Origin of the sequence: Arthrobacter sp. LAPM80 (assembly GCF_046736435.1) — a bacterium.
GTDB lineage: Bacteria > Actinomycetota > Actinomycetes > Actinomycetales > Micrococcaceae > Specibacter.
Genome location: NZ_JBCHVD010000004.1, coordinates 230,720 through 250,073 on the forward strand (window position 1 = coordinate 230,720; position 19,354 = coordinate 250,073).

Below are 19,354 nucleotides of genomic sequence, written 5' to 3' on the forward strand. Positions count from 1 at the left end.
GGCCCGGAATCGCAATGATTCCGGGCCTTCCACTTGGCGGAGGATGGGGGATTTGAACCCCCGAGGGCGTTAACCCAACACGCGTTCCAGGCGTGCGCCATAGGCCGCTAGGCGAATCCTCCAGCTTGCCGTGCAGAACACGGCAGGTTCAAGAGTACCTGACAAAGTGCCCAAGTCACGAATCGAACCCCAGGGCCACCCAAAAACCCCGAATTGACGGGCCCGGACGACTTTGTCCGGGCTGTTTTTGGGCATGAAATAAGGGCAGTACATCCCCGTTCAAGAAATACCGCCCCTATTTCCCCATGTTTTCACTGCGGAAGGCAGGCAATTACATGAAAGAGGGCACTTGATGCGCCCAGCGTGTTGCATTCGGCGGTGCTCCCGCCGCCCCCGCAACACCCGGCCAACTTTACAAGAGTTGTCACACATGGTGACATCGCTCACGTCATGTGGGCGTAACGGAAGGGTTTAGTGTCCGGCGCGCATGGAGAGGACTGCCGTGAGGAAGCCTGAAAGCGCGAAAATCACAGCCATGATCCACAGGAACACTTGCTGCCCCGAATGGCGGTGGGCCCGTTGGCTGGAGTGGGTTGAAAAAACCTCAATGCGGGCAAGCGCCAAAAAGGCCATGCAGAAGGCCAACACCCAAAAAACCCATTCAAACAGTCCATATGACATGGCTACCCAACTCCCCTGGTGGCCCGGGCAACGCTGGGGCGAAGGCGCTGCGGGGCCGGCTTGGCATTGGCTTCATACCCCTACGAGGTGAACGTACCATCGCGGACTGGAAATTGAAATGCCCCTCCCGGCAGTGGCGGATTCGCCCGCACCGCCGCTGTCGGGTAAGCTGATTCCCGGCCCCTCATGTGGCGTCACCCTGTGAACTCCCCCAGGACCGGAAGGTAGCAAGGGTAAGCGGGCTCTGGCGGGTGCATGGGGGGTCTTTACTTTTCCCCAGAAGTGCCGGATTTGCAGCATCAACGCGGCATTTTGTCAGGCGGATTAGGTAGGGTTTCAACTGTGAGCGCACCAACAGCCCTGTATCGCCGTTACCGTCCGGATTCCTTTGCCGATGTCATCGGCCAGGAACACGTCACGGCCCCCCTGATGACCGCCCTGGACAAAAACCGGGTCAACCACGCCTACCTCTTCTCAGGTCCCCGCGGTTGCGGTAAAACCACCTCCGCCCGAATTCTTGCCCGATGCCTGAACTGTGCCAAGGGACCCACCTCCCACCCCTGCGGCGAGTGTGACAGCTGCGTTGAACTGGCCCGCGGGGGATCCGGTTCCCTCGATGTCATTGAAATTGACGCGGCCAGCCACGGCGGCGTTGACGATGCCCGCGACCTGCGTGAACGCGCAACCTTCGCCCCCATCCGGGACCGCTACAAGATCTTCATCATTGACGAGGCCCACATGGTCACCTCGGCAGGGTTCAACGCGCTGCTGAAGATCGTTGAAGAGCCGCCGGAGCACATCAAGTTCATCTTCGCCACCACCGAGCCCGACAAGGTGATTGGCACCATCCGCTCGCGCACCCACCACTACCCGTTCAGGCTGGTGCCGCCGGAGCCGCTCATGGCGTATTTGGCACTGCTGTGCGACCGTGAAGGCGTGGCAGTTGCCCCCGGCGTTCTTTCCCTTGTGGTTCGTGCCGGCGGCGGTTCGGTGCGTGACTCCCTCTCTGTCCTTGACCAGCTCATGGCCGGCGCAGCGGCCTCCGGCCTGGACTACGACCTCGCCGTCGACCTCCTCGGCTACACCCACGCGTCGCTGCTGGACGACGTCGTTGAGGCCCTTGCCGCCGGCGATTCGGCCACCGTGTTCAAGTCCGTTGACCGCGTCATCCAGACGGGGCACGATCCCCGACGTTTCGTCGAGGACCTCCTTGAACGCTTCCGGGACCTCATCATCGTCCAGGCGATGCCGGAGAGCGCCCACGCGATCCTGCGCGGCACACCGGATGAGCTCATCGCCCGCATGCAGACGCAGGCCGCCCAGCTTGGCGCCGCAGAGCTTTCCCGGGCCGCCGACGTCACCAATGCCGCCTTCAATGAAATGACGGGCGCCACCTCGCCGCGCCTGCACCTTGAACTGCTGGGCGCACGCCTGCTCCTGCCAGGCGCCGAGTCCTCGACCCGGGCCATGGCCACGCGCCTGGACCAGCTTGAACGACGCCTCAACTACGGCGGCGCCCCCGCAGCCCCGTCGGGCAATGCTCCCGCCCCTGCCTCCACCCAGGGGAACATGCCAGCCCCGGGCCCGGGTAACCTGCCGGAACAAGGCTTCCCGGCCCCCCGCACGACGGCGGCACCTGCCGACGCCGGCTCCGGCGGCGGGATCGCTGCCGTACGCGCCCAGTTGGCCCGTGCCAAGGAAGCCGCCGGCGCCGAAGTCGCAGCCCGGCATGCCGCGCCCCAGCAGGAGGCTCTGGCGCCTGTTGGGACTCCGGCACCGGGACAGGCCGCGCCTTCCGCCCCGGCAGCTGCGCAGGTCCCGACCCAGGCCGCCCGCACGTGGGACGACCTGCCCACCCCGGCCGCCAGCCCCGACTTCCCCGCCCAGCAGCAGGCGCCTGACGCAATACACCAGTTGGCCACTTCCCGGGCACATCAGCCGGAAGGCGCACAGCAGGATCAGCAACCGACGGTTCAGCCTGCAGCCCCGGCCCCGGCTCAGGGCGGCTCAACGGGAATTGAAGTGATTCGCCGTGCGTGGCCGGAGATTCTTGGCGCCCTGCGCAACATCCGCATGGCCTCGTGGGTCATCGTGAACCAAAACGTGGTCCCGCAGACCTTCGACGGCACTGAGCTGCGCGTTGGCCTGCCTTCCTCCGGCCTCATCAGCACATTCAGCAACAGCGGCCACCTGGAAAACCTGCAACAGGCCATCAATCAGGTGCTCGGCATGACTGTCCAGATCCTCCCGGCCGACGGCGAAGCCCCCTCCCGGAGAGCGAGCGCTGAGCCAAACCCAAAAGTCCAAACTGGTAGCCCTTCACCACAGCGCGAGGGTGGTGGCGCCAATGCTCCCCAAGCGGCAGGGGGCACGTCCCCACTAGGCACGTCCCCACTAGGACAGTCGGCGGCTGTCCCGGACCGGGCCGAAGCTCCGACAACCCCCACGCAGGATGTGCCCGCGCAGGCGCCAGCCGCAGCCGCCCTGGATTCCTGGGGCCTGCCGGCCGAGCAGCCCGAAGCCTCACCTGCAGTGCCGACGGCAGGGGGCGCTGCCGCATCCGTTCAATCATCCGCGCCCACGGCCTCCCTTGCACCGGTGGACACGGTTGCGACACAAATGCCAGCTGCCGTTCCTGCACCGGAAACCCCGGACAGCCGGCAGCGGTTCACCCAGCCTCCGGCTCCCCAGGCACAAGCTGCCCAGGCACAAGCTGCCCAGCCACAAGCTGCTCAGCAGCCTGTGGCAACGGCCCCTGCCCCGGAATCCGTCCAGCAGCCATGGGACGGCCCCACCGAACCAAGCGACCCCTGGGACGAACCGCACCCTGACTCCTACCCTCCGGCGGACTACCCTCCCGCCGATTACCCGCCAGCCGACTACCCGCCAGCCGACTCCGGTGCGGCCGCCACCCCGGCCCCCGCCTACACACCGCCGAAAGTCTCCCCGATTTCGGCCTGGACCACGGGCTGGGACACCCCTGTCGCGGAGCCCGTCGCGCCCGCCCCGGCGGAACCCGAAATTCCCCGCCGCAGCACCATGCTGGCCGAGCAGATCGCCCAGCGCTCGAGCCGGCAGCCAAACGAGCCGGCACCCCAGGATTGGGGCGTTTCGCTGGGCCAGACCCAGCGGTCCGACGTTGCCGATCCGGGCTGGGGCAGCATGTCCACCGCCCCCGATTGGGCACAGGGCACCGACTCCACACCCGCGGATCCGGCAGCGGCACAGCAGGCAGCCGAACACGGCGCGGAAGCGCCCGCAACAGATGCGGGAACCCCCAAGTTCAACGCCGCACTTCCCGTTGACGGTTCCCCGCTTGGCGCCTCATCCACCTACCCGACAGTTCCCACCGTCACCACACCACTGGCGCAGGTACGGGCCCAGCAACAGGAGGATCCGGCGTCGGACATGGCGACGGAGCCCGCAACTGGCACGGAAAAGCTGAGCAGGTACCAGCGCCTGGCCAACAGCTCCGAGGCCCAGGCGGGCCGAGCGAAGGCTCCGGCCCTCGCGGCCGCCACGGCCTATGTTGAGGACGTGCCAAGTCCCGATGACGTCACCATTGAGGAATCCGGGGTGGTGGGCCAGGCTGCGGTCGAACGCATTCTTGGCGGGGTGCTCATCGAGGAACGTCCGCTGAACCCGTCAAACTAAACCGCAAACTGGGCCGTTTCGGCGCAGCGACCACCATTTTTGAAGCAACAGCGTTTTGGCGCATGGGATTGAGGCATTGTGTACGAGGGAGCAGTTCAGGAACTCATTGATGAGCTGGGGCGCCTGCCGGGAATCGGCCCGAAGTCGGCCCAACGGCTCGCGTTCCACATTCTCGAGGCGGACAACGAGGACATGCAGCGGCTGGTCCGCGCCATCGTCACGGTGAAGGAGCGCGTGAAGTTCTGCACCGTGTGCGGCAACGTCACCGAGGCCGAGCTGTGCAACATTTGCCGCGATCCGCGCCGGGACCCCACTGTCATCTGCGTGGTCGAGGAGTCAAAGGACGTCCTTGCCGTCGAGCGCACCCGGGCCTTCCGCGGCCGCTACCACGTGCTGGGCGGCTCCATCAACCCCATTGCGGGGATCGGCCCTGACCAGTTGCGCATCCGAGAACTGCTCACACGCCTGAACGACAGCCAGATCCAGGAAATCATCATCGCCACCGACCCCAACCTCGAGGGTGAGGCCACGGCAACCTACCTCTCGCGGATGCTGAAAACCATCGGCATCGCCGTGACCCGCCTTGCCTCGGGGCTGCCCGTGGGCGGCGATCTTGAGTACGCCGACGAGGTCACTCTTGGCCGCGCCTTTGAGGGCCGCCGCAACGCCCTGACCTAGAAATCGAACGCAGCAAGTTCCGCGAGCCGCCCGCGCGTGGGGGTTCCCGCCGTCGGGACGTACAGCACAAAGTGCAGCTCGGGGACGTCGGAGGGAACCAGCCGGTGCTGCTCGAACGTCAGCTCCATCACCTGCGGATGCACAAAGACGCGCTGCCGTGAGGCAAAGCCCTGCACGCTGTGCGTGGCCCAAATGCGGGCAAACTCCTCGCTGGCCTCCGACAGCTTTTCCACGAGTGCGGTGTGCGCCGCCGAGCCGAGCCTTGGGCCTGCCTCGGCACGGAATTCAGCCACAAAATGGCGGCTGGTCACGTCCCAGTCGGGCAGCATCCGGCGCAGCGCCGGGTCGGTGAACACCAGCCACAACAGGTTCCTGTCGGCGGGATCCACCTCGGCAATGCGCGAATACAGGCCTTGATAGGCGCTGTTCCAGCCAGCAATGCCCCAATCCGGGGCAACCGCAAAGGCCGGAAAGTCAAGGGCATCAAGGAGTGCCTGCAGATGCGCGGGCACTGACTCAATGGCGGCGCCACCTGCCGGCGGAACGGCGGCGTGGCCGCCCAGCACCAGCACATAGGCCTGTTCCGCGGGGCTCAGCCGCAGCACCCGGCCCACCGCCTCAAGCACCTGGCGCGAAGCGTTGATGTCGCGCCCTTGTTCCAGCCATGTGTACCAGGTGACGCTCACGGCGGAGAAGGCGGCAATCTCCTCGCGACGCAGCCCCAGCGTCCGGCTTCTTCCGATGGGAGGCAGCCCAAGTTCGGCACGGACCAGGGCGCCGCGGCGGTCCCGGAGAAATTGGCCCAGTTCACGTCGTCGTTCCTCAAACATGTACGCAAACATAGCACTGCCACTACTAGTATTCGGACCGTCTTTCGATCCCGCCCCAAAATCTGGTTGACTATCCATATGCCTCCATTACGCTCCCGCACAGTCACCCACGGCCGTAACATGGCCGGCGCCCGCGCCCTCATGATGGCCTCCGGCGTCGCCAAGAGCGACATCGGCAAGCCGATCGTCGCCGTCGCCAACTCCTTCACGGAGTTCGTCCCCGGCCACACGCACCTCGCACCCGTGGGCCGCATCGTCTCCGACGCCATCCACGCGGCCGGCGCCATCGCCCGCGAATTCAACACGATCGCCGTGGACGACGGCATCGCCATGGGCCACGGCGGCATGCTCTACTCGCTGCCCTCGCGCGATTTGATCGCCGACTCCGTGGAGTACATGGTCAACGCCCACTGCGCCGACGTGCTGGTCTGCATCTCCAACTGCGACAAGATCACCCCCGGCATGCTCATGGCCGCCCTGCGCCTGAACATCCCCACCGTCTTTGTCTCCGGCGGCCCCATGGAGGCCGGCCGCGTCACCCTGACCGACGGTTCCATCCGCACACTGGATTTGGTCAACGCCATTTCCGACGCCGTGGATCCCTCGATTTCCGACGAAGACATCAACCTCATCGAAGAAAACGCCTGCCCCACCTGCGGCTCCTGCTCGGGCATGTTCACAGCGAACTCCATGAACTGCCTGACCGAGGCTATCGGCCTGTCACTGCCGGGCAACGGTTCCTTGCTCGCAACGCACACCGCGCGCAAGGACCTCTACGAGCGTGCCGGTGCAACCGCCGTCGCCCTTGCCAAGCGGTACTACGAGGACGACGACGACTCAGTCCTGCCGCGCAACATCGCCTCCTTCGAGGCCTTCGACAACGCCATGGCCCTTGACATCGCCATGGGCGGTTCGACCAACACCATCCTGCACCTGCTCGCCGCGGCACAGGAAGCTGGCCTGAAGTACGATCTCGAGGACATCGACGCCAAGTCACGCCAGGTGCCGTGCCTTGCCAAGGTTGCCCCGAACGTTGCAGGGAACAAGACGTATTACATGGAAGACGTGCACCGCGCCGGCGGCATCCCGGCCCTGTTGGGCGAGCTCAACCGCGGCGGACTGCTCCACACCAACGTCAAGTCCGTCCACTCGGAGGGACTCACGGATTGGCTCGATGATTGGGACATTCGCGGCGGCAAGGCAACCGAGGACGCGCAGGCCCTGTGGACCGCAGCCCCCGGCGGCCAACGCTCCTCCACAGCGTTCTCGCAGTCGGCAGAGTGGACCTCACTGGACACCGACGGTGCCGAAGGCTGCCTGCGCGATGTCGGGCACGCCTTCTCCAAGGACGGCGGACTGGCAGTGCTGCGCGGCAACATTGCGCTCGACGGCGCAGTGGTCAAGACCGCGGGCGTGGACGAGTCCATCTGGACGTTTGAGGGACCGGCCGTTGTGTGCGAGTCCCAGGACGAAGCAGTGGAGAAGATCCTCTCGAAGGTGGTCAAGGCCGGCGACGTTGTTGTCATCCGCTATGAGGGCCCGCGCGGCGGACCGGGCATGCAGGAAATGCTGTACCCCACCTCATTCCTGAAGGGCCTGAAGCTGGGCAAGGTCTGCGCGCTCATCACCGACGGCCGCTTCTCCGGCGGCACATCGGGCCTCTCGATCGGCCATGTCTCCCCCGAGGCCGCGGCCGGCGGAACCATTGCCCTGGTCCAGGACGGCGACCGCATCCGGATCGACATCCCCAACCGTTCAATGGAACTGCTCGTTGATGATGCCGAGCTGGATGCGCGCCGTGACGTGCTCGAATCCACCACTGGCTATCAGCCAGTTGGCCGTGTGCGCGAGGTGTCCGCAGCCCTGCGCGCCTACGCCTCCATGGCCACCAGCGCCGACAAGGGTGCCATCCGCCAGATCCCGGAGGACGCGATCATGATGACCGCTCCGAGGACTGCGGTGTCAGTTTCCTAAGACTCCGTTGAGGCCTCACGCCACCCGCGTTCCCTGGGGCAGCTTCCCTGCCGGGGTGCGCAGCGCACGCCACGCCAGCGCCAGGAGTCCTGCAGCAACGAGCAATTGCAGTCCAAGCCCCAGCGGCCAGAGCGGTGTTTGCGGGGAAATGTACGACGCCGTCACCTTGCCGTTGGCGCATGGGTACGTTCCGTCGGGGCCGGCTTGTGCGAAGCGGGCTCCCTGGCTGATCGATTCGATCAGTCCCCTGTTGGAGTACCCCTGATTCTGCTGGGGTGGGGCCGGGTAGGGAATGGCGTCGGCCACCACAACGAACGGATTCATGCTCAGCATCCAGGCCACGCGATCTGTTCGCATGGTCGGGTATTGCGTCAATGGCCCGTAGCAGGCGTACTCGGTGTTCTCATCCGTGATGTCCGCAGGCCTCGGCGGGGCCGGGTAGCCTTCAGTGGCCCCGCTTTCCCCTGCGGCGCCTGCAGGGAACTGGTAGGAGGTGTCCTTGTAGAACGCCTGGTTGGCCAGCACCGTCCCGTTGCTCAGCGAGATGCCCAGGCCGAAGGCGATCAGCGTACCGAAAGCCAACACGGCAACCACCAGGTACGTCACCACGATGGAGAACAGCGGGCGGTTGGCCAGTGCTGAAATGCCCACGCCCAGCGCGCACACAACACCCAGTTCAATGGCGAGCATTAGCAAGGCGACAACGATGTACCCCACGCTCAGGCCGCCTTGGGCTATCCCGAATATCAGGAACGGCACGCTCACCACAAGGAACGCCAGCGCGGCGACCCACGATGCCAGGAACTTCCCCCACAGGAGCTGTCCCGGGCGAAGCAAGGTCACCTGCATGATGGCAAGGGTCCCGGCAGATCGGTCCCCGCTGATGGCATTTGCGGAGAATGCCGGCGCCACCAACAAGCCAAAAAGCAGCACAAAGGCCAGGACGATCTCAAAGATCAGCGAGCCCGGGCCGCCCCTGCCAAACCCGTGGTCAAAGTTGTAACCTGACTGGGCCTTCCAGCTCGTCCAGGTCAGGGCTGTCACGAGCCAAATCAGGGCAAACCATATGCCGAGCATGATGTACCAGCCGCGCGAACGCAGCCGCTGGCGCAATTCCATGCCCACCACGGCAAAAATCCCGGAGAAGTATCGGCCAAGGCTCATGATTCCTCCGCTTTCATGCTCATGTAGCTTTCTTCCAGCGCGCCGGAAGCAGGGGCAAAGGAACACACATCGACGCCTGCCTGCACCAGGTCCCGCAACAGCCTTGAGGCGTCGGCTTCGGACCCCAGGCCCACGGTCATTGAATCCCGGCGCCCGGTCCCGGCCTCAAAACCGAGCCCAAGGGACGTCATCGCCACAGCCAGCGCCTGGGGATCAAGTGCGGCGATGGAATACCGCCGCCCCTGCCCGGCTGCCTCGTCCACGGTTTGGGCCAGCACGGACCGCCCCTGGTTCACGAACACGGCGCCGTCGGCAATTTCATCCAGCTCAGCCAGCACGTGCGATGAAACAACAACAACCTTCCCTTCGGCAGCCAGCCGCTGCAGAATGCCCCGCAACGCGATGCGCGAGCCCGGGTCCAGCCCGGATGCAGGCTCATCGAGCAGCAAAACCTGGGGGTCGTGGATCAGTGCGCGGGCAAGGCTCAGCCGCTGCTGCTGCCCCCGCGAAAGGACCCGTGCCTTCTGATCGGCCAGGGAGGACAGGTTCACAAGGTCCAAAAGCTCCGCAACACGGCCCGGAATCTGCGCCTTCGGCAGGTGGTAAAACCTGCCCATGGTCGAGAGGATCTCCCGCGCAGTCAACGATTCCCACACGCCAAGGGTGTCCGGCATCCAGCCAATCTTGGCCCGCGCCGCCGCAGGATCCGTGACCGGGTCAATGCCCATGACACTGATCGTCCCGGCATCCGGTGCCAGCAACGAGGCAAGCATCAGCAGCAGCGTGGTCTTCCCTGCACCATTGGGCCCAATCAGCGCAGTCACCTGCCCCGCCGGGGCGTGCAGGTCCATGGTGACGACGGCGTGAACCGCACCAAAGCTGCGGGACAGCCCGGTGGCCGAGAGCCCGTGAAACGGCGGCTCGTGATCCGGTGGAACCGGTTCCGGTGAATGGCCATCTAATGGCAGGTGTTCGGTCATTGTTCCCCCTCCAAGTGGACCGCGGTCGCGGACATGGCACCAGCCTAGGGTTGGCCGGAGGGAAAGTCTTCATCCCGTCATGGGATGTTCCGGACCGTCTCGCATTGGCCGGGCACCGCGGGCGGAAGTGGACGTCATGGCCCACCATGTGGACACATCAATTCCTTGTTCGCGCGGCACCGCGCTAAACTTGGCTCAACTGCCTTCCGCGCTGATGATGCCGCACTGGCCCAGCGCGACGGCGCGGCACCTGCGTGAGCGGCAGCAAATTTCCTTCTCCTAGTGTTGCGTTAGGTAAGTCTATGAGTGTGCATCCATGAGCCTGATAGTTCAAAAGTACGGCGGATCCTCCGTATCCGACGCCGAAGGCATCCTTCGGGTGGCCCGCCGGGTGGTCTCCACCCAGGCGGCAGGCCACGAAGTGGTCGTCGTGGTTTCCGCCATGGGCGACACCACCGATGAACTCCTCGATCTGGCAGCCCAGGTCTCCGAGCACCCCCCGGCCCGCGAGCTGGACATGCTCATGACAGCCGGCGAGCGAATTTCCATGGCCCTGTTGGCCATGGCCATCAGCTCCGAAGGCGGCGTGGCCCAATCGTTCACCGGCAGCCAGGCTGGCATGATCACCGACGGCATCCACGGCAAGGCCCGCATCATCGATGTTGACCCACACCGCGTGCGCACCGCCCTGGACAAGGGCAAGGTCGCCATTGTGGCGGGCTTCCAGGGCATGAGCCGCCAGACGCATGAGATCACCACCATGGGCCGCGGCGGATCCGACACCACCGCCGTCGCCCTCGCTGCCGCCCTGAGCGCCGACGTGTGCGAAATCTACACGGACGTTGACGGCATCTACACCGCCGACCCGCGCGTTGTGCCCACGGCCCAGAAGATCAACAAGATCTCAAGCGAGGAAATGCTTGAAATGGCCGCCTCCGGCGCCAAGATCCTGCACCTGCGCTGCGTGGAATACGCACGGCGTTTCGGACTGCCCATCCATGTGCGGTCCTCCTTTAGTGACCATGAGGGAACCTGGGTCCTGCCCAGCCCCGACGACAAAATCAAGATCTCAGAGGGAGTTGCCTTGGAGCAGCCAATCATCTCCGGCGTGGCCCACGACCGGTCCGAAGGCAAAGTAACAGTTGTAGGCGTGCCGGACATCCCGGGCAAGGCCGCAATGATCTTCGGCATCATCGCCGGCGCGCACAGCAACATCGACATGATCGTGCAGAACATCTCCACCCACGGCTCCGGCAAGACGGACATCTCCTTCACGCTGCCCATGGTTGAGGGTGAGGATGCCCTTGCCGCGTTGCGCGCCCAGCAGTCCGAGGTCGGCTTCGAGGAGCTGATCTACGACGATCAAATCGGCAAGCTCTCCCTCATCGGTGCAGGCATGCGCTCCAACCCGGGCGTCTCCTACAAGTTCTTCAAGGCACTTTCCGACGCCGGCGTGAACATCGATTTGATCTCCACCTCCGAGATCCGCATCTCAGTGGTGACCCGCGCCGACCTGCTGGACGTTGCCGTGCGCGCAGTGCACAGCGTCTTCGGCCTTGACGGCGAGGACGAAGCCACCGTTTACGGCGGCACCGGCCGCTAGTCCCCAGCCACTCCCCGATTGAATCCGCTGGCGCGGCTTCCATCGGGGCCCCTCGGGGCTGTGGGCCCAAGCCACTGGTTAATAGCCCGTGGCGTTTCGGCCCAAAAAAATAAGGGTGTGTCCCGGACTTCTTCCGGTACACACCCTTATTTGCTCCTTGTTCCCGGGCGTGCAGGCCCGGGGCCAAGTTGTGGATGGTCTACACCTCGTCTGCAGGTTCTTCCTTGCGGATTGCATAAGGGTGACCCGTTGAATCCGTTTCCTGATTGAAGTGGGAGAGCTGTTCGTCACTGTTCTCCTCGTAGTCGTCGTGCCTATGCACCACGGGAGAACCCATGTCCCCTTGATCCGCAGGACCAAACACCTTTTGGAACTTGTCGGTCACATGCATGAACTTGCCGACAAACTTTTCGCCGCTTGCCATCATCAACACCCCCTCTCCAGAGGAATCCCTTGGCTGGGAATCCTCCAATTTTACGCCCGAAGCGGCGCAAAGGCACGGGCGGAGGGATGCCCGGAAGCTGTCAGCGCAGGGACTGGTCGTTGGTGTCCCTGGGGATAAGGTAGGTGCTTCCGTCCGGCCGCGTCACGGTGACAAACGCCTCGCTGGCCGCCTGCTGCCGCAACAGCAGCTCCTTGTTTTCAGGAGTCATTTCATGGTCCAACGGGCTGCTGCTGGCGGGGCCAAAAATGTAGCGCAGGTGTCCGGTGAAGCGCATCAGTTTTTGAGCCGGGTTCAACTTGGGCATAGGGGCAGTCCTTGCAACTCGGGGCCCAAAAAGGGTCTTTCGGCCTGATCGATGGTGTCCATGCCTTCCATAGTACACTTTAGTTAGTGCACTAACTAAATGAGGGAGCATGGTCATGGACACCGTTGAGAATGATTTACTGCTGGAGCGCCAGCTGTGTTTTGGTCTCAGCGTTGCCTCACGCAGCGTCATTTCCGCCTACAAGCCAGTGCTCGCCGCCCTGAACCTCACGCACCCGCAGTACCTGGTGATGCTTGCCCTGTGGGAGCTGGCCCCGCGCCGCGTCAAGGACATTGGGGCCACCTTGCTGCTCGAATCCGCCACTCTCTCACCGCTGCTCAAGCGCCTTGAAACCCTTGGCTACATCACCCGCACGAAGGACCTGGCCGACGAGCGGGCCCTGGCGGTGGACCTGACCCCCGCAGGCGCGGCCCTGCGCCAGAAGGCGCTGGCCGTACCGGGGACCATGATGGCCAGGCTGGGCCTTGACCGCGAGGGGGCCATGGCCCTGCACGCGACCATGATGGCTCTGATCGATGCCGCCACCCACGCGGACGACGCCGGGGCCGCACCTTCCAGCCCAACCCCGGCCCCGGGCACCCCCGCGCAGGAGACCCCGGACATGGCGGATAATTAGGAGCATGAACCCCGCCTTGCAGTCCCTGGCCGAGGGGGCATGGCAGGAACGGGCCGATGCGCACCAGGCCCGCGTGAACCGCTACGCAGCCCCCTACCTCGCCCGCCGGTCCGCCAACCAAAAGCATCCCGTGGAGGACTTCCTCTTCACGTACTACACCCAAAAACCCGGCCAACTTTCGCGTTGGCACCCCGGCGCCGGCGTCGTGCTCACAGGCCCCGCAGCGGAAGAACGTCTCGGCTGGAAGTTCTACCGGGCCGCGACCGGTGCCGAGCGCGAGCTGGCGGGGGCACCCTGGCCGGGCTCCGCCGTCGTGCTTGATCGGGAAGCGTTCCTGGCGCGGCGCAGGGAGGCCGTGGATTTTGCGGCGATCATCGTGGGCCGGACCGCGTCGAGGCCTGCCCAATTTGGCTGCTTTGGGCTGCATGAATGGGCCATGGTGTACAAGGCGGAGACCAACGAGGTTCGGCACGAATACCTCGAACTGCGGCTGGGTTCAACCGGAACGGACAGGGTGGTCGAGAACAACAAGATCCGCTGCACCCACTTTGACGCGTTCCGCTTCTACACCCCGGAGGCCATAGGCCTGAACGAGCTGACGCCCTCACGGGAGAACCAGCGCGAGATGGAACAGCCAGGTTGCCTGCACGCCAACATGGACCTGTACAAGTGGGCGTACAAGCTTTCGCCCGCACTGCCGAGCGAACTTGTCATGGACTGCTTTGAGTTGTCGTGGCGCATCCGGGCCATGGACATGCGGGCCTCGCCGTACGATCTTGCGAAGTGGGGCTACCCGCCCATCCAGATAGAGACGGCCACCGGAAAAGCCGATTACGTGGCGCACCAGCGCGCGTTCAGCGCCGAATCCGCCATTCTGCGCGATCGGCTGCGCACGGCACTGCAGGCGCTACAATGACAGCCGGTGGCAGTGGAAGCTGCGACACGTTAGGCGGCAAGGGACCTATCCCGCGCGCTTTTCTTACTCACCGTGACGAGCGCATGACCGCGAGCATTGACCTAAGCTTACATCAGCCCTACTCTAGTTTCGCCAAGCAATATTAAATTTTCACATTACGAAATATAAGGAATTCCATGCCTAGCTCTCTCACCGCCGGCCAAGTAGCGCCAGGATTCAACCTTCCCGACGCCAGCGGCCAAGAAATTTCCCTGGCCGACTTTGCCGGACGCCAAGTGATCGTGTATTTCTACCCCAAGGCTGCCACCCCCGGCTGCACCACCGAGGCCTGCGATTTTCGCGACAGCCTGAGCGCGCTGCAAGCGGCGGGCGTGGATGTGGTCGGGATATCGACGGACCCTGCGGACGCGTTGGCCAATTTTTCCAATGAATTCGACCTGAACTTCCCACTCCTCTCCGACGCCAACCACCAAGTGGCTGAGGCATGGGGCGCATGGGGCGAAAAGCTCGTCAACAACGAGACCGTCATCGGCACCCTTCGATCCACGGTAGTGGTCAATGCCGACGGAACCGTTCGGTCCGCGGAGTACAACGTCAGCGCCGACGGCCACGTGGCACGCCTTCGCGCGGACCTGGGACTATAGCTTCCACTGCTCCGCCCCCGCGCAATTCAGGGCACCCTGACACACATCTCCCGGTGAGATTCGTGCATCAGGGTGCCTTTTTGCGCACTCAGGTCACTCCGGCGACCTCATGACCACCAACTCGGCATCACAGTTGACATTTCTCATGTGATGCGGTTCACTTATTCATACGCTGAAATAACAGTTCCACGATGCGAAAAAAAGTAATTGATTTCGCATAGCCTACGCCGTGGATGCCAGCCTAAGAATCGCAAGGGTCTACGTGCCATGCTGTTGAACGAATTCAATGAAAAGCCAGAAATTAATTTAGTGGCTGCGCTCCGCCCCTGCATCGACGTGGAGCGGTGGATCCAAGAGATCATCGACGCCCGGCCATACGCCGCGGTGGAGGAAATCTTTGAGACCGCCAAGAGCGCCGCCGCACCTTTTACCGCCCAGGAGGTCACCTCCGCCTTGGCGCACCACCCCCGCATTGGTGAACGTGCCGGCGGCAACAGCGCCGAAGCAAGCCTGTCGCGCAGCGAGCAGTCAGCCGTGGATCCCACGGATGCAGCCATCGTTTCCGCTCTGGCCGAAGGCAACCGTGCCTACGAAGCCAAGTTTGACCAAGTTTTCCTCATTCGGGCTGCGGGACGCAGCCCGAATGAGATCATTGAAATCCTTCACCGGCGGTTGGAAAACACCGCCGAGGAAGAAGCCCTCATAGTTGCCCAGCAGCTGCGCGAAATCGCACTGTTGCGGCTCGAAGGAGTGATGAGCGCGTGAGCGTCTCCCATATAACCACCCACATTCTGGATACCGCACTGGGGAAACCTGCTGCAGGTGTCGCCGTCGAGCTTTACGCCCGCGACGGCGAGGCATGGTTCCAGATTGCGTCGGGCACCACTGATGCTGACGGGCGGGTGAAAGATCTTGGTCCTGAAAAACTGCAAAGCGGTACCTACCAATTGCGGTTTGACACTCAGGCCTACTTCGCCGGCATCAAGACGGACACCTTCTTCCCGGAGGTATCGCTGACCTTTGCGGTTCAGGCTAGTCAGGAGCATTACCATGTTCCCCTTCTCCTGAGTCCATTCGCCTATTCAACATATCGAGGAAGTTAATACCATGAGCGATAACAACATCATCTTGGGCGCAAACCAGTACGGTAAGGCAGAAGTTCGCCTGGTCAAGATCACTCGCGACACCGACCGCCACGAGATCGAAGACCTCAACGTCACCTCGCAGCTGCGCGGCGATTTCCAGGCCGCCCACCTCGATGGAGACAACGGCCACGTAGTTCCCACCGACACTCAGAAGAACACCGTCTACGGCTTTGCCCGTGACGGCGTGGGCTCCCCCGAAGCATTCCTGCTTCGCCTCGGCGCACACTTCACTAGCGAATTCGATTGGGTAACGGGCGGCCGCTGGGCAGCCGAGCAGTACGCATGGAACCGCATCCAGGCCAACGGCAAAGAGCACGATCACGCCTTCGTCAAGAGCAACCAGGAAGTCCGCACCGCTGTTGTGGTCAAGGACGGGGAGAACACCCACGTTCTCGCCGGCCTGAAGGACCTCACCGTCCTGAAGTCCACCCAGTCAGGTTTCTCCGGTTTCCCGGTGGACAAGTTCACCACCTTGGCCGAGACCAGCGACCGCATCCTCGCCACCGACGTGGCTGCACGCTGGCGCTTCAACCCCGGAGCTATTGGCGCAGACTTCGACTTCAACAAGTCATACGAAGACGTCAAGGCACTTCTGCTGGAGGGCTTCAGTGAGAACTTCTCCCACGCACTCCAGACAACCCTGTTCGAAATGGGCACAAAAGTTCTCGAAGCTCACCCGGAGATCGATGAAATGAAGTTCTCGATGCCGAACAAGCACCACTTCTTGGTTGACCTGTCCCCGTTTGGCCAGGACAACCCCAACGAGGTGTTCTTCGCAGCAGACCGTCCCTACGGCCTGATCGAAGCAACCGTCACACGCGAAAATGCGTCGGAAGCTGGCAACGTCTGGGACGGCGTGGCAGGCTTCTGCTAGAGACAAATACCGCACCGGGCGCGAGTTCGTTGAGGTACGCATAACAGGGTGGGCGGGGGCCCTAATCCCCCGCCCACCCGCCACGACAGCCCCCAAAGTGGGTTGTCGCTTTATAAGGGTAAGCAGACAAGGAGGTCCGCTATGACCAAGAGTTCACGATCCGCAGCCGTAGTATCCACGAGGCCAGAGGACGAAAAATTAAGTATCGGGGCAAATTTTGCCTACGGATTCCAGCACGTACTCACCATGTACGGCGGAATTATTGCCGTACCCCTGATTGTTGGCCAGGCCGCTGGCCTGAAGCCGGCTGACATTGGCCTGCTAATTGCAGCCTGCTTGTTCATGGGCGGCCTTGCCACCCTGCTGCAGACCATCGGTGTTCCATTCTTCGGATCGCAACTCCCCTTGGTCCAAGGCGTCTCGTTCGCCGGCGTTGCCACCATGGTGGCAATTGTCAACGGCGGCGGCGGAATCCAGAGCGTTTTTGGAGCCGTCATCGTTTCCTCGGCGCTCGGCCTGCTGATCTCACCGATCTTCTCAAAGATCATTAAATTCTTCCCCCCTGTCGTAACCGGCACTGTCATCACGGTCATCGGCTTGTCCCTGATGCCCGTGGCAGCCAACTGGGCCATGGGCGGGAACAAGAAAGCCGAAAACTACGGCAGTGTTGCCAACATCGGCCTTGCCGCCGCCACCCTGGTGATCGTGCTGCTTCTGAGCAAGGTCGGCAGCGCCACCATCTCGCGCCTGTCCATCCTGCTCGCCATGGTGATCGGCACACTGATTGCCGTTGTCGTAGGCATGGCGGACTTCTCCAAGATTGGCGAAGGACCCATCGCCGCCTTCCCGACGCCCTTCCACTTGGGCATGCCCACATTCCACCTGGCAGCCATCATCTCCATGTTCATCGTGGTGCTGGTCATCATGGTGGAAACCTCAGCGGATATCCTGGCAGTCGGCGAAATCGTTGGGACCAAGATCGACTCCCGCCGCCTCGGTAATGGCCTGCGCGCCGACATGGCAGCCAGCGTTGTGGCTCCCGTCTTTGGTTCATTCACCCAGAGTGCCTTCGCCCAAAACGTCGGCCTGGTCGCCGTCACGGGCATCAAGAGCCGCTTTGTTGTTGCTGCCGGTGGTGTCATCCTCGTTATTCTGGGCGTCCTGCCCGTCATGGGACGCATCGTGGCAGCAGTGCCGACGCCCGTCTTGGGCGGCGCCGGAATCGTGCTCTTCGGCACTGTTGCAGCCAGCGGCATCCGCTCGCTGTCAGCTGTCAGCTACAAGAACAACATGAACATGATCATCGTGGCCACGGCCATCGGTGCAGGCATCATCCCGATCGCCGCACCGACGTTCTACAATAAGTTCCCGGACTGGTTCGCCACCATCTTCCACTCCGGCATCAGCTCCGCCGCCGTGGTCGCCATCTTGCTGAACCTGTTGTTCAACCACCTCAAGTTCGGCAACTCCGAGAACGCCTCCGTTTTCGTCGCCGGTACGGGCCGTGTCGTCGGTTCCGACGTGATGGAGCACCTCCAAGAAGGAGACCGCTGCGAAAACGGCAAGTTGATCGATGTAAAAGGCCAGGAAGTCCCCATCACGGGCGAAGTGCCGATCACGCCGAACAACTCCGGTTCCCACTAGCTTTGCTGCCAAGTAAATAACGACGGCGGTGACTTCCTTCACCAGGAGGTCACCGCCGTCGTTGTTTCTCTGGTTCGCCTGGCAGTTTAGCCGCGTCCCACGAACGGCATCCCCACCGCCGTGACAACCAGCTGACCGATGGTGGCACTGGCCGGCAGCCCTGCCATGAAGAGAACTGTCCGGGCTGCTTCATCCACAGGGAACGTCGGCTCCACGAGCAGTGAGCCGTTGGCCTGCAGCGCCCCGGTTTCAACATCCAATTCGGCCATGATGTCAGTGGCAGTGTTTCCGATATCGATCTGGCCGCAACTGATGCCAAAGGCCCGGCCGTCCAGCTCCAGCGACTTTGTCAGTCCGCTGATGGCGTGCTTGCTCACCGTGTAGGCCACCGATTTGGGGCGCGGAGAGTGCGCGGAAATAGAACCGTTGTTGATAATGCGCCCGCCTTGGGGCACTTGGGCCTTCATGGTTCGCACAGCCTGGGCCGCGCACAGCATGGATCCAGTGACGTTCACGGCCAGGGTGTCGTTCCATCCGGCCAGGGAGATTTCATCCACAGCGCCGCTTGGGCCGAAGATTCCGGCATTGTTGAAAAGGACATCAACGCGTCCAAACCGCTCCACGGCCCGGGCGAACAGCTCAGCAACCGCGTCAGCTTGTGTGACGTCGGTGGGCACCAGGAGCGCGTGCGGGCCTCCGGGAACGCTTGCGGCAAGCTCAGGCTCGCGCCGGCCCGCCAACACCACGTTGTAGCCTTCAGCCACGGCACGGCGTGCCACCGCCCGCCCTATCCCGGATCCAGCGCCCGTGACCACCATGACCTTCGGTGTCTGTGTTTGATTGTTCATCTCTGCTCCTTACAGGTGAGGATTCCTTGAGGTTACTGCAGCCAAGCCGGTGGTGCATGTGAAGCGTCTGGGCACCGCTTCAACGTCGCGGTCAACCCAGCGCGGCGCGTCATATCAGAAGACGTCTTGTGTCACACCACGAGGCACAGTATTCTCAAGATACAATATTTTGTTTTCACATACTGATAATAATCAACTGGGACCCGACCAAGTCCACCCTGCCCCAACCGCTCGATGACGAGCGGTTGGCGGATGGAACTACACATCTCACCAACATGCAGCTGTGTGAGGGTCCCGTGGAAAGAGGTACCAATGCTTCAACGAGACCAGAAC

Annotated in this window: 18 protein-coding genes, 1 tRNA gene and 1 other RNA gene; 12 read left to right on the forward strand and 8 right to left on the reverse strand. The window is 63.1% G+C overall.

Annotated features, from left to right (window positions below; all coding sequences use genetic code 11):
* Window positions 1-34: 34 nt before the first annotated feature.
* Both AAGW05_RS06735 and AAGW05_RS06740 read right to left on the reverse strand, forming a co-directional pair.
* Window positions 35-122 (reverse strand) — tRNA-Ser (locus tag AAGW05_RS06735).
* Window positions 123-471: 349 nt separating this feature from the next.
* Window positions 472-681: a hypothetical protein gene (locus tag AAGW05_RS06740; protein WP_411803722.1), complete on the reverse strand. Its 210-nt coding sequence runs from the start codon at window positions 679-681 to the stop codon at window positions 472-474.
* Between the two features lie 175 nt (window positions 682-856).
* Here AAGW05_RS06740 and ffs point away from each other — a divergent pair.
* The 3 genes from ffs to recR all read left to right on the forward strand — a co-directional run bounded on the left by ffs (window position 857) and on the right by recR (window position 5,013).
* An RNA gene (gene ffs / locus AAGW05_RS06745) (signal recognition particle sRNA small type) lies at window positions 857-952 on the forward strand.
* A 71-nt stretch (window positions 953-1,023) separates the two neighbouring features.
* Window positions 1,024-4,335 carry a DNA polymerase III subunit gamma and tau gene (locus tag AAGW05_RS06750; RefSeq protein ID WP_411803723.1) on the forward strand — a complete coding sequence of 1,104 codons (3,312 nt, stop codon included), beginning with the start codon at window positions 1,024-1,026 and terminating at the stop codon, window positions 4,333-4,335.
* Between the two features lie 78 nt (window positions 4,336-4,413).
* A complete protein-coding gene (gene recR, locus AAGW05_RS06755) occupies window positions 4,414-5,013 on the forward strand; it encodes a recombination mediator RecR (protein ID WP_411803724.1) in 600 nt (199 codons plus the stop codon).
* Here recR and AAGW05_RS06760 read toward each other — a convergent pair.
* A complete protein-coding gene (locus AAGW05_RS06760; RefSeq protein WP_411803725.1) occupies window positions 5,010-5,843 on the reverse strand; it encodes a helix-turn-helix transcriptional regulator in 834 nt (277 codons plus the stop codon). The two genes, recR and AAGW05_RS06760, sit on opposite strands and share 4 nt — an antisense overlap.
* Before the next feature lie 78 nt (window positions 5,844-5,921).
* On the opposite strand from AAGW05_RS06760, the gene ilvD reads away from it, so the two are divergent.
* Entirely contained in the window at window positions 5,922-7,817 is a 1,896-nt protein-coding gene (ilvD, locus tag AAGW05_RS06765) for a dihydroxy-acid dehydratase (RefSeq protein WP_411803726.1), read from the forward strand.
* A gap of 15 nt (window positions 7,818-7,832) precedes the next feature.
* Here ilvD and AAGW05_RS06770 read toward each other — a convergent pair whose 3' ends face one another.
* Complete coding sequence (locus AAGW05_RS06770) at window positions 7,833-8,981, reverse strand: ABC transporter permease (protein ID WP_411803727.1); 1,149 nt, start codon at window positions 8,979-8,981, stop codon at window positions 7,833-7,835.
* Complete coding sequence (locus AAGW05_RS06775; RefSeq protein WP_411803728.1) at window positions 8,978-9,961, reverse strand: ABC transporter ATP-binding protein; 984 nt, start codon at window positions 9,959-9,961, stop codon at window positions 8,978-8,980. Before AAGW05_RS06775 ends, AAGW05_RS06770 begins: the two co-directional genes overlap by 4 nt.
* A gap of 316 nt (window positions 9,962-10,277) precedes the next feature.
* Here AAGW05_RS06775 and AAGW05_RS06780 point away from each other — a divergent pair, with 316 nt between their 5' ends.
* On the forward strand, window positions 10,278-11,564 hold the full coding sequence (locus AAGW05_RS06780; protein ID WP_411803729.1) for an aspartate kinase: 1,287 nt from the start codon (window positions 10,278-10,280) through the stop codon (window positions 11,562-11,564).
* 199 nt (window positions 11,565-11,763) lie between these two features.
* Here AAGW05_RS06780 and AAGW05_RS06785 read toward each other — a convergent pair whose 3' ends face one another.
* Window positions 11,764-11,988, reverse strand: a complete 225-nt coding sequence (locus tag AAGW05_RS06785) for a hypothetical protein (protein WP_411803743.1) — start codon at window positions 11,986-11,988, stop codon at window positions 11,764-11,766.
* Between the two features lie 100 nt (window positions 11,989-12,088).
* The gene (locus tag AAGW05_RS06790; RefSeq protein ID WP_411803730.1) at window positions 12,089-12,313 is read right to left on the reverse strand and encodes a hypothetical protein; all 225 of its coding nucleotides are present in this window, start codon (window positions 12,311-12,313) and stop codon (window positions 12,089-12,091) included.
* 115 nt (window positions 12,314-12,428) lie between these two features.
* Between AAGW05_RS06790 and AAGW05_RS06795 the strand changes: the two genes are divergently transcribed.
* The 7 genes from AAGW05_RS06795 to AAGW05_RS06825 all read left to right on the forward strand — a co-directional run bounded on the left by AAGW05_RS06795 (window position 12,429) and on the right by AAGW05_RS06825 (window position 18,173).
* Window positions 12,429-12,950 carry a MarR family winged helix-turn-helix transcriptional regulator gene (locus AAGW05_RS06795; RefSeq protein WP_411803731.1) on the forward strand — a complete coding sequence of 174 codons (522 nt, stop codon included), beginning with the start codon at window positions 12,429-12,431 and terminating at the stop codon, window positions 12,948-12,950.
* Between the two features lie 4 nt (window positions 12,951-12,954).
* Window positions 12,955-13,866, forward strand: coding sequence for a 3-methyladenine DNA glycosylase (locus tag AAGW05_RS06800; RefSeq protein WP_411803732.1), 912 nt, complete (start codon window positions 12,955-12,957; stop codon window positions 13,864-13,866).
* A 176-nt stretch (window positions 13,867-14,042) separates the two neighbouring features.
* Window positions 14,043-14,510, forward strand: coding sequence for a thioredoxin-dependent thiol peroxidase (bcp, locus tag AAGW05_RS06805; protein WP_411803733.1), 468 nt, complete (start codon window positions 14,043-14,045; stop codon window positions 14,508-14,510).
* Window positions 14,511-14,777: 267 nt separating this feature from the next.
* On the forward strand, window positions 14,778-15,275 hold the full coding sequence (gene uraD, locus AAGW05_RS06810) for a 2-oxo-4-hydroxy-4-carboxy-5-ureidoimidazoline decarboxylase (RefSeq protein WP_411803734.1): 498 nt from the start codon (window positions 14,778-14,780) through the stop codon (window positions 15,273-15,275).
* Window positions 15,272-15,613: a hydroxyisourate hydrolase gene (uraH, locus tag AAGW05_RS06815; protein WP_110104878.1), complete on the forward strand. Its 342-nt coding sequence runs from the start codon at window positions 15,272-15,274 to the stop codon at window positions 15,611-15,613. The genes uraD and uraH overlap by 4 nt, the downstream gene beginning before the upstream one ends.
* A gap of 4 nt (window positions 15,614-15,617) precedes the next feature.
* Window positions 15,618-16,529, forward strand: a complete 912-nt coding sequence (pucL, locus tag AAGW05_RS06820; protein WP_411803735.1) for a factor-independent urate hydroxylase — start codon at window positions 15,618-15,620, stop codon at window positions 16,527-16,529.
* A gap of 141 nt (window positions 16,530-16,670) precedes the next feature.
* On the forward strand, window positions 16,671-18,173 hold the full coding sequence (locus AAGW05_RS06825) for a nucleobase:cation symporter-2 family protein (RefSeq protein ID WP_411803736.1): 1,503 nt from the start codon (window positions 16,671-16,673) through the stop codon (window positions 18,171-18,173).
* An 86-nt stretch (window positions 18,174-18,259) separates the two neighbouring features.
* Here the strand turns inward: AAGW05_RS06825 and AAGW05_RS06830 are convergent, their stop codons facing one another.
* Window positions 18,260-19,021, reverse strand: coding sequence for an SDR family oxidoreductase (locus tag AAGW05_RS06830; protein WP_411803737.1), 762 nt, complete (start codon window positions 19,019-19,021; stop codon window positions 18,260-18,262).
* Between the last annotated feature and the right edge of the window lie 333 nt (window positions 19,022-19,354).

What these genes read in the sequence shown, in the direction of transcription:
- AAGW05_RS06740 (WP_411803722.1), bottom strand. Translation starts at nt 681, where the DNA reads ATGTCATATGGACTGTTTGAATGGGTTTTTTGGGTGTTGGCCTTCTGC.
- AAGW05_RS06760 (WP_411803725.1), bottom strand. Translation starts at nt 5,843, where the DNA reads ATGTTTGAGGAACGACGACGTGAACTGGGCCAATTTCTCCGGGACCGC.
- ilvD (WP_411803726.1), top strand. Translation starts at nt 5,922, where the DNA reads ATGCCTCCATTACGCTCCCGCACAGTCACCCACGGCCGTAACATGGCC.
- AAGW05_RS06770 (WP_411803727.1), bottom strand. Translation starts at nt 8,981, where the DNA reads ATGAGCCTTGGCCGATACTTCTCCGGGATTTTTGCCGTGGTGGGCATG.
- AAGW05_RS06775 (WP_411803728.1), bottom strand. Translation starts at nt 9,961, where the DNA reads ATGACCGAACACCTGCCATTAGATGGCCATTCACCGGAACCGGTTCCA.
- AAGW05_RS06780 (WP_411803729.1), top strand. Translation starts at nt 10,278, where the DNA reads ATGAGCCTGATAGTTCAAAAGTACGGCGGATCCTCCGTATCCGACGCC.
- AAGW05_RS06785 (WP_411803743.1), bottom strand. Translation starts at nt 11,988, where the DNA reads ATGGCAAGCGGCGAAAAGTTTGTCGGCAAGTTCATGCATGTGACCGAC.
- AAGW05_RS06790 (WP_411803730.1), bottom strand. Translation starts at nt 12,313, where the DNA reads ATGCCCAAGTTGAACCCGGCTCAAAAACTGATGCGCTTCACCGGACAC.
- AAGW05_RS06795 (WP_411803731.1), top strand. Translation starts at nt 12,429, where the DNA reads ATGGACACCGTTGAGAATGATTTACTGCTGGAGCGCCAGCTGTGTTTT.
- AAGW05_RS06800 (WP_411803732.1), top strand. Translation starts at nt 12,955, where the DNA reads ATGAACCCCGCCTTGCAGTCCCTGGCCGAGGGGGCATGGCAGGAACGG.
- bcp (WP_411803733.1), top strand. Translation starts at nt 14,043, where the DNA reads ATGCCTAGCTCTCTCACCGCCGGCCAAGTAGCGCCAGGATTCAACCTT.
- uraD (WP_411803734.1), top strand. Translation starts at nt 14,778, where the DNA reads ATGCTGTTGAACGAATTCAATGAAAAGCCAGAAATTAATTTAGTGGCT.
- pucL (WP_411803735.1), top strand. Translation starts at nt 15,618, where the DNA reads ATGAGCGATAACAACATCATCTTGGGCGCAAACCAGTACGGTAAGGCA.
- AAGW05_RS06825 (WP_411803736.1), top strand. Translation starts at nt 16,671, where the DNA reads ATGACCAAGAGTTCACGATCCGCAGCCGTAGTATCCACGAGGCCAGAG.
- AAGW05_RS06830 (WP_411803737.1), bottom strand. Translation starts at nt 19,021, where the DNA reads ATGAACAATCAAACACAGACACCGAAGGTCATGGTGGTCACGGGCGCT.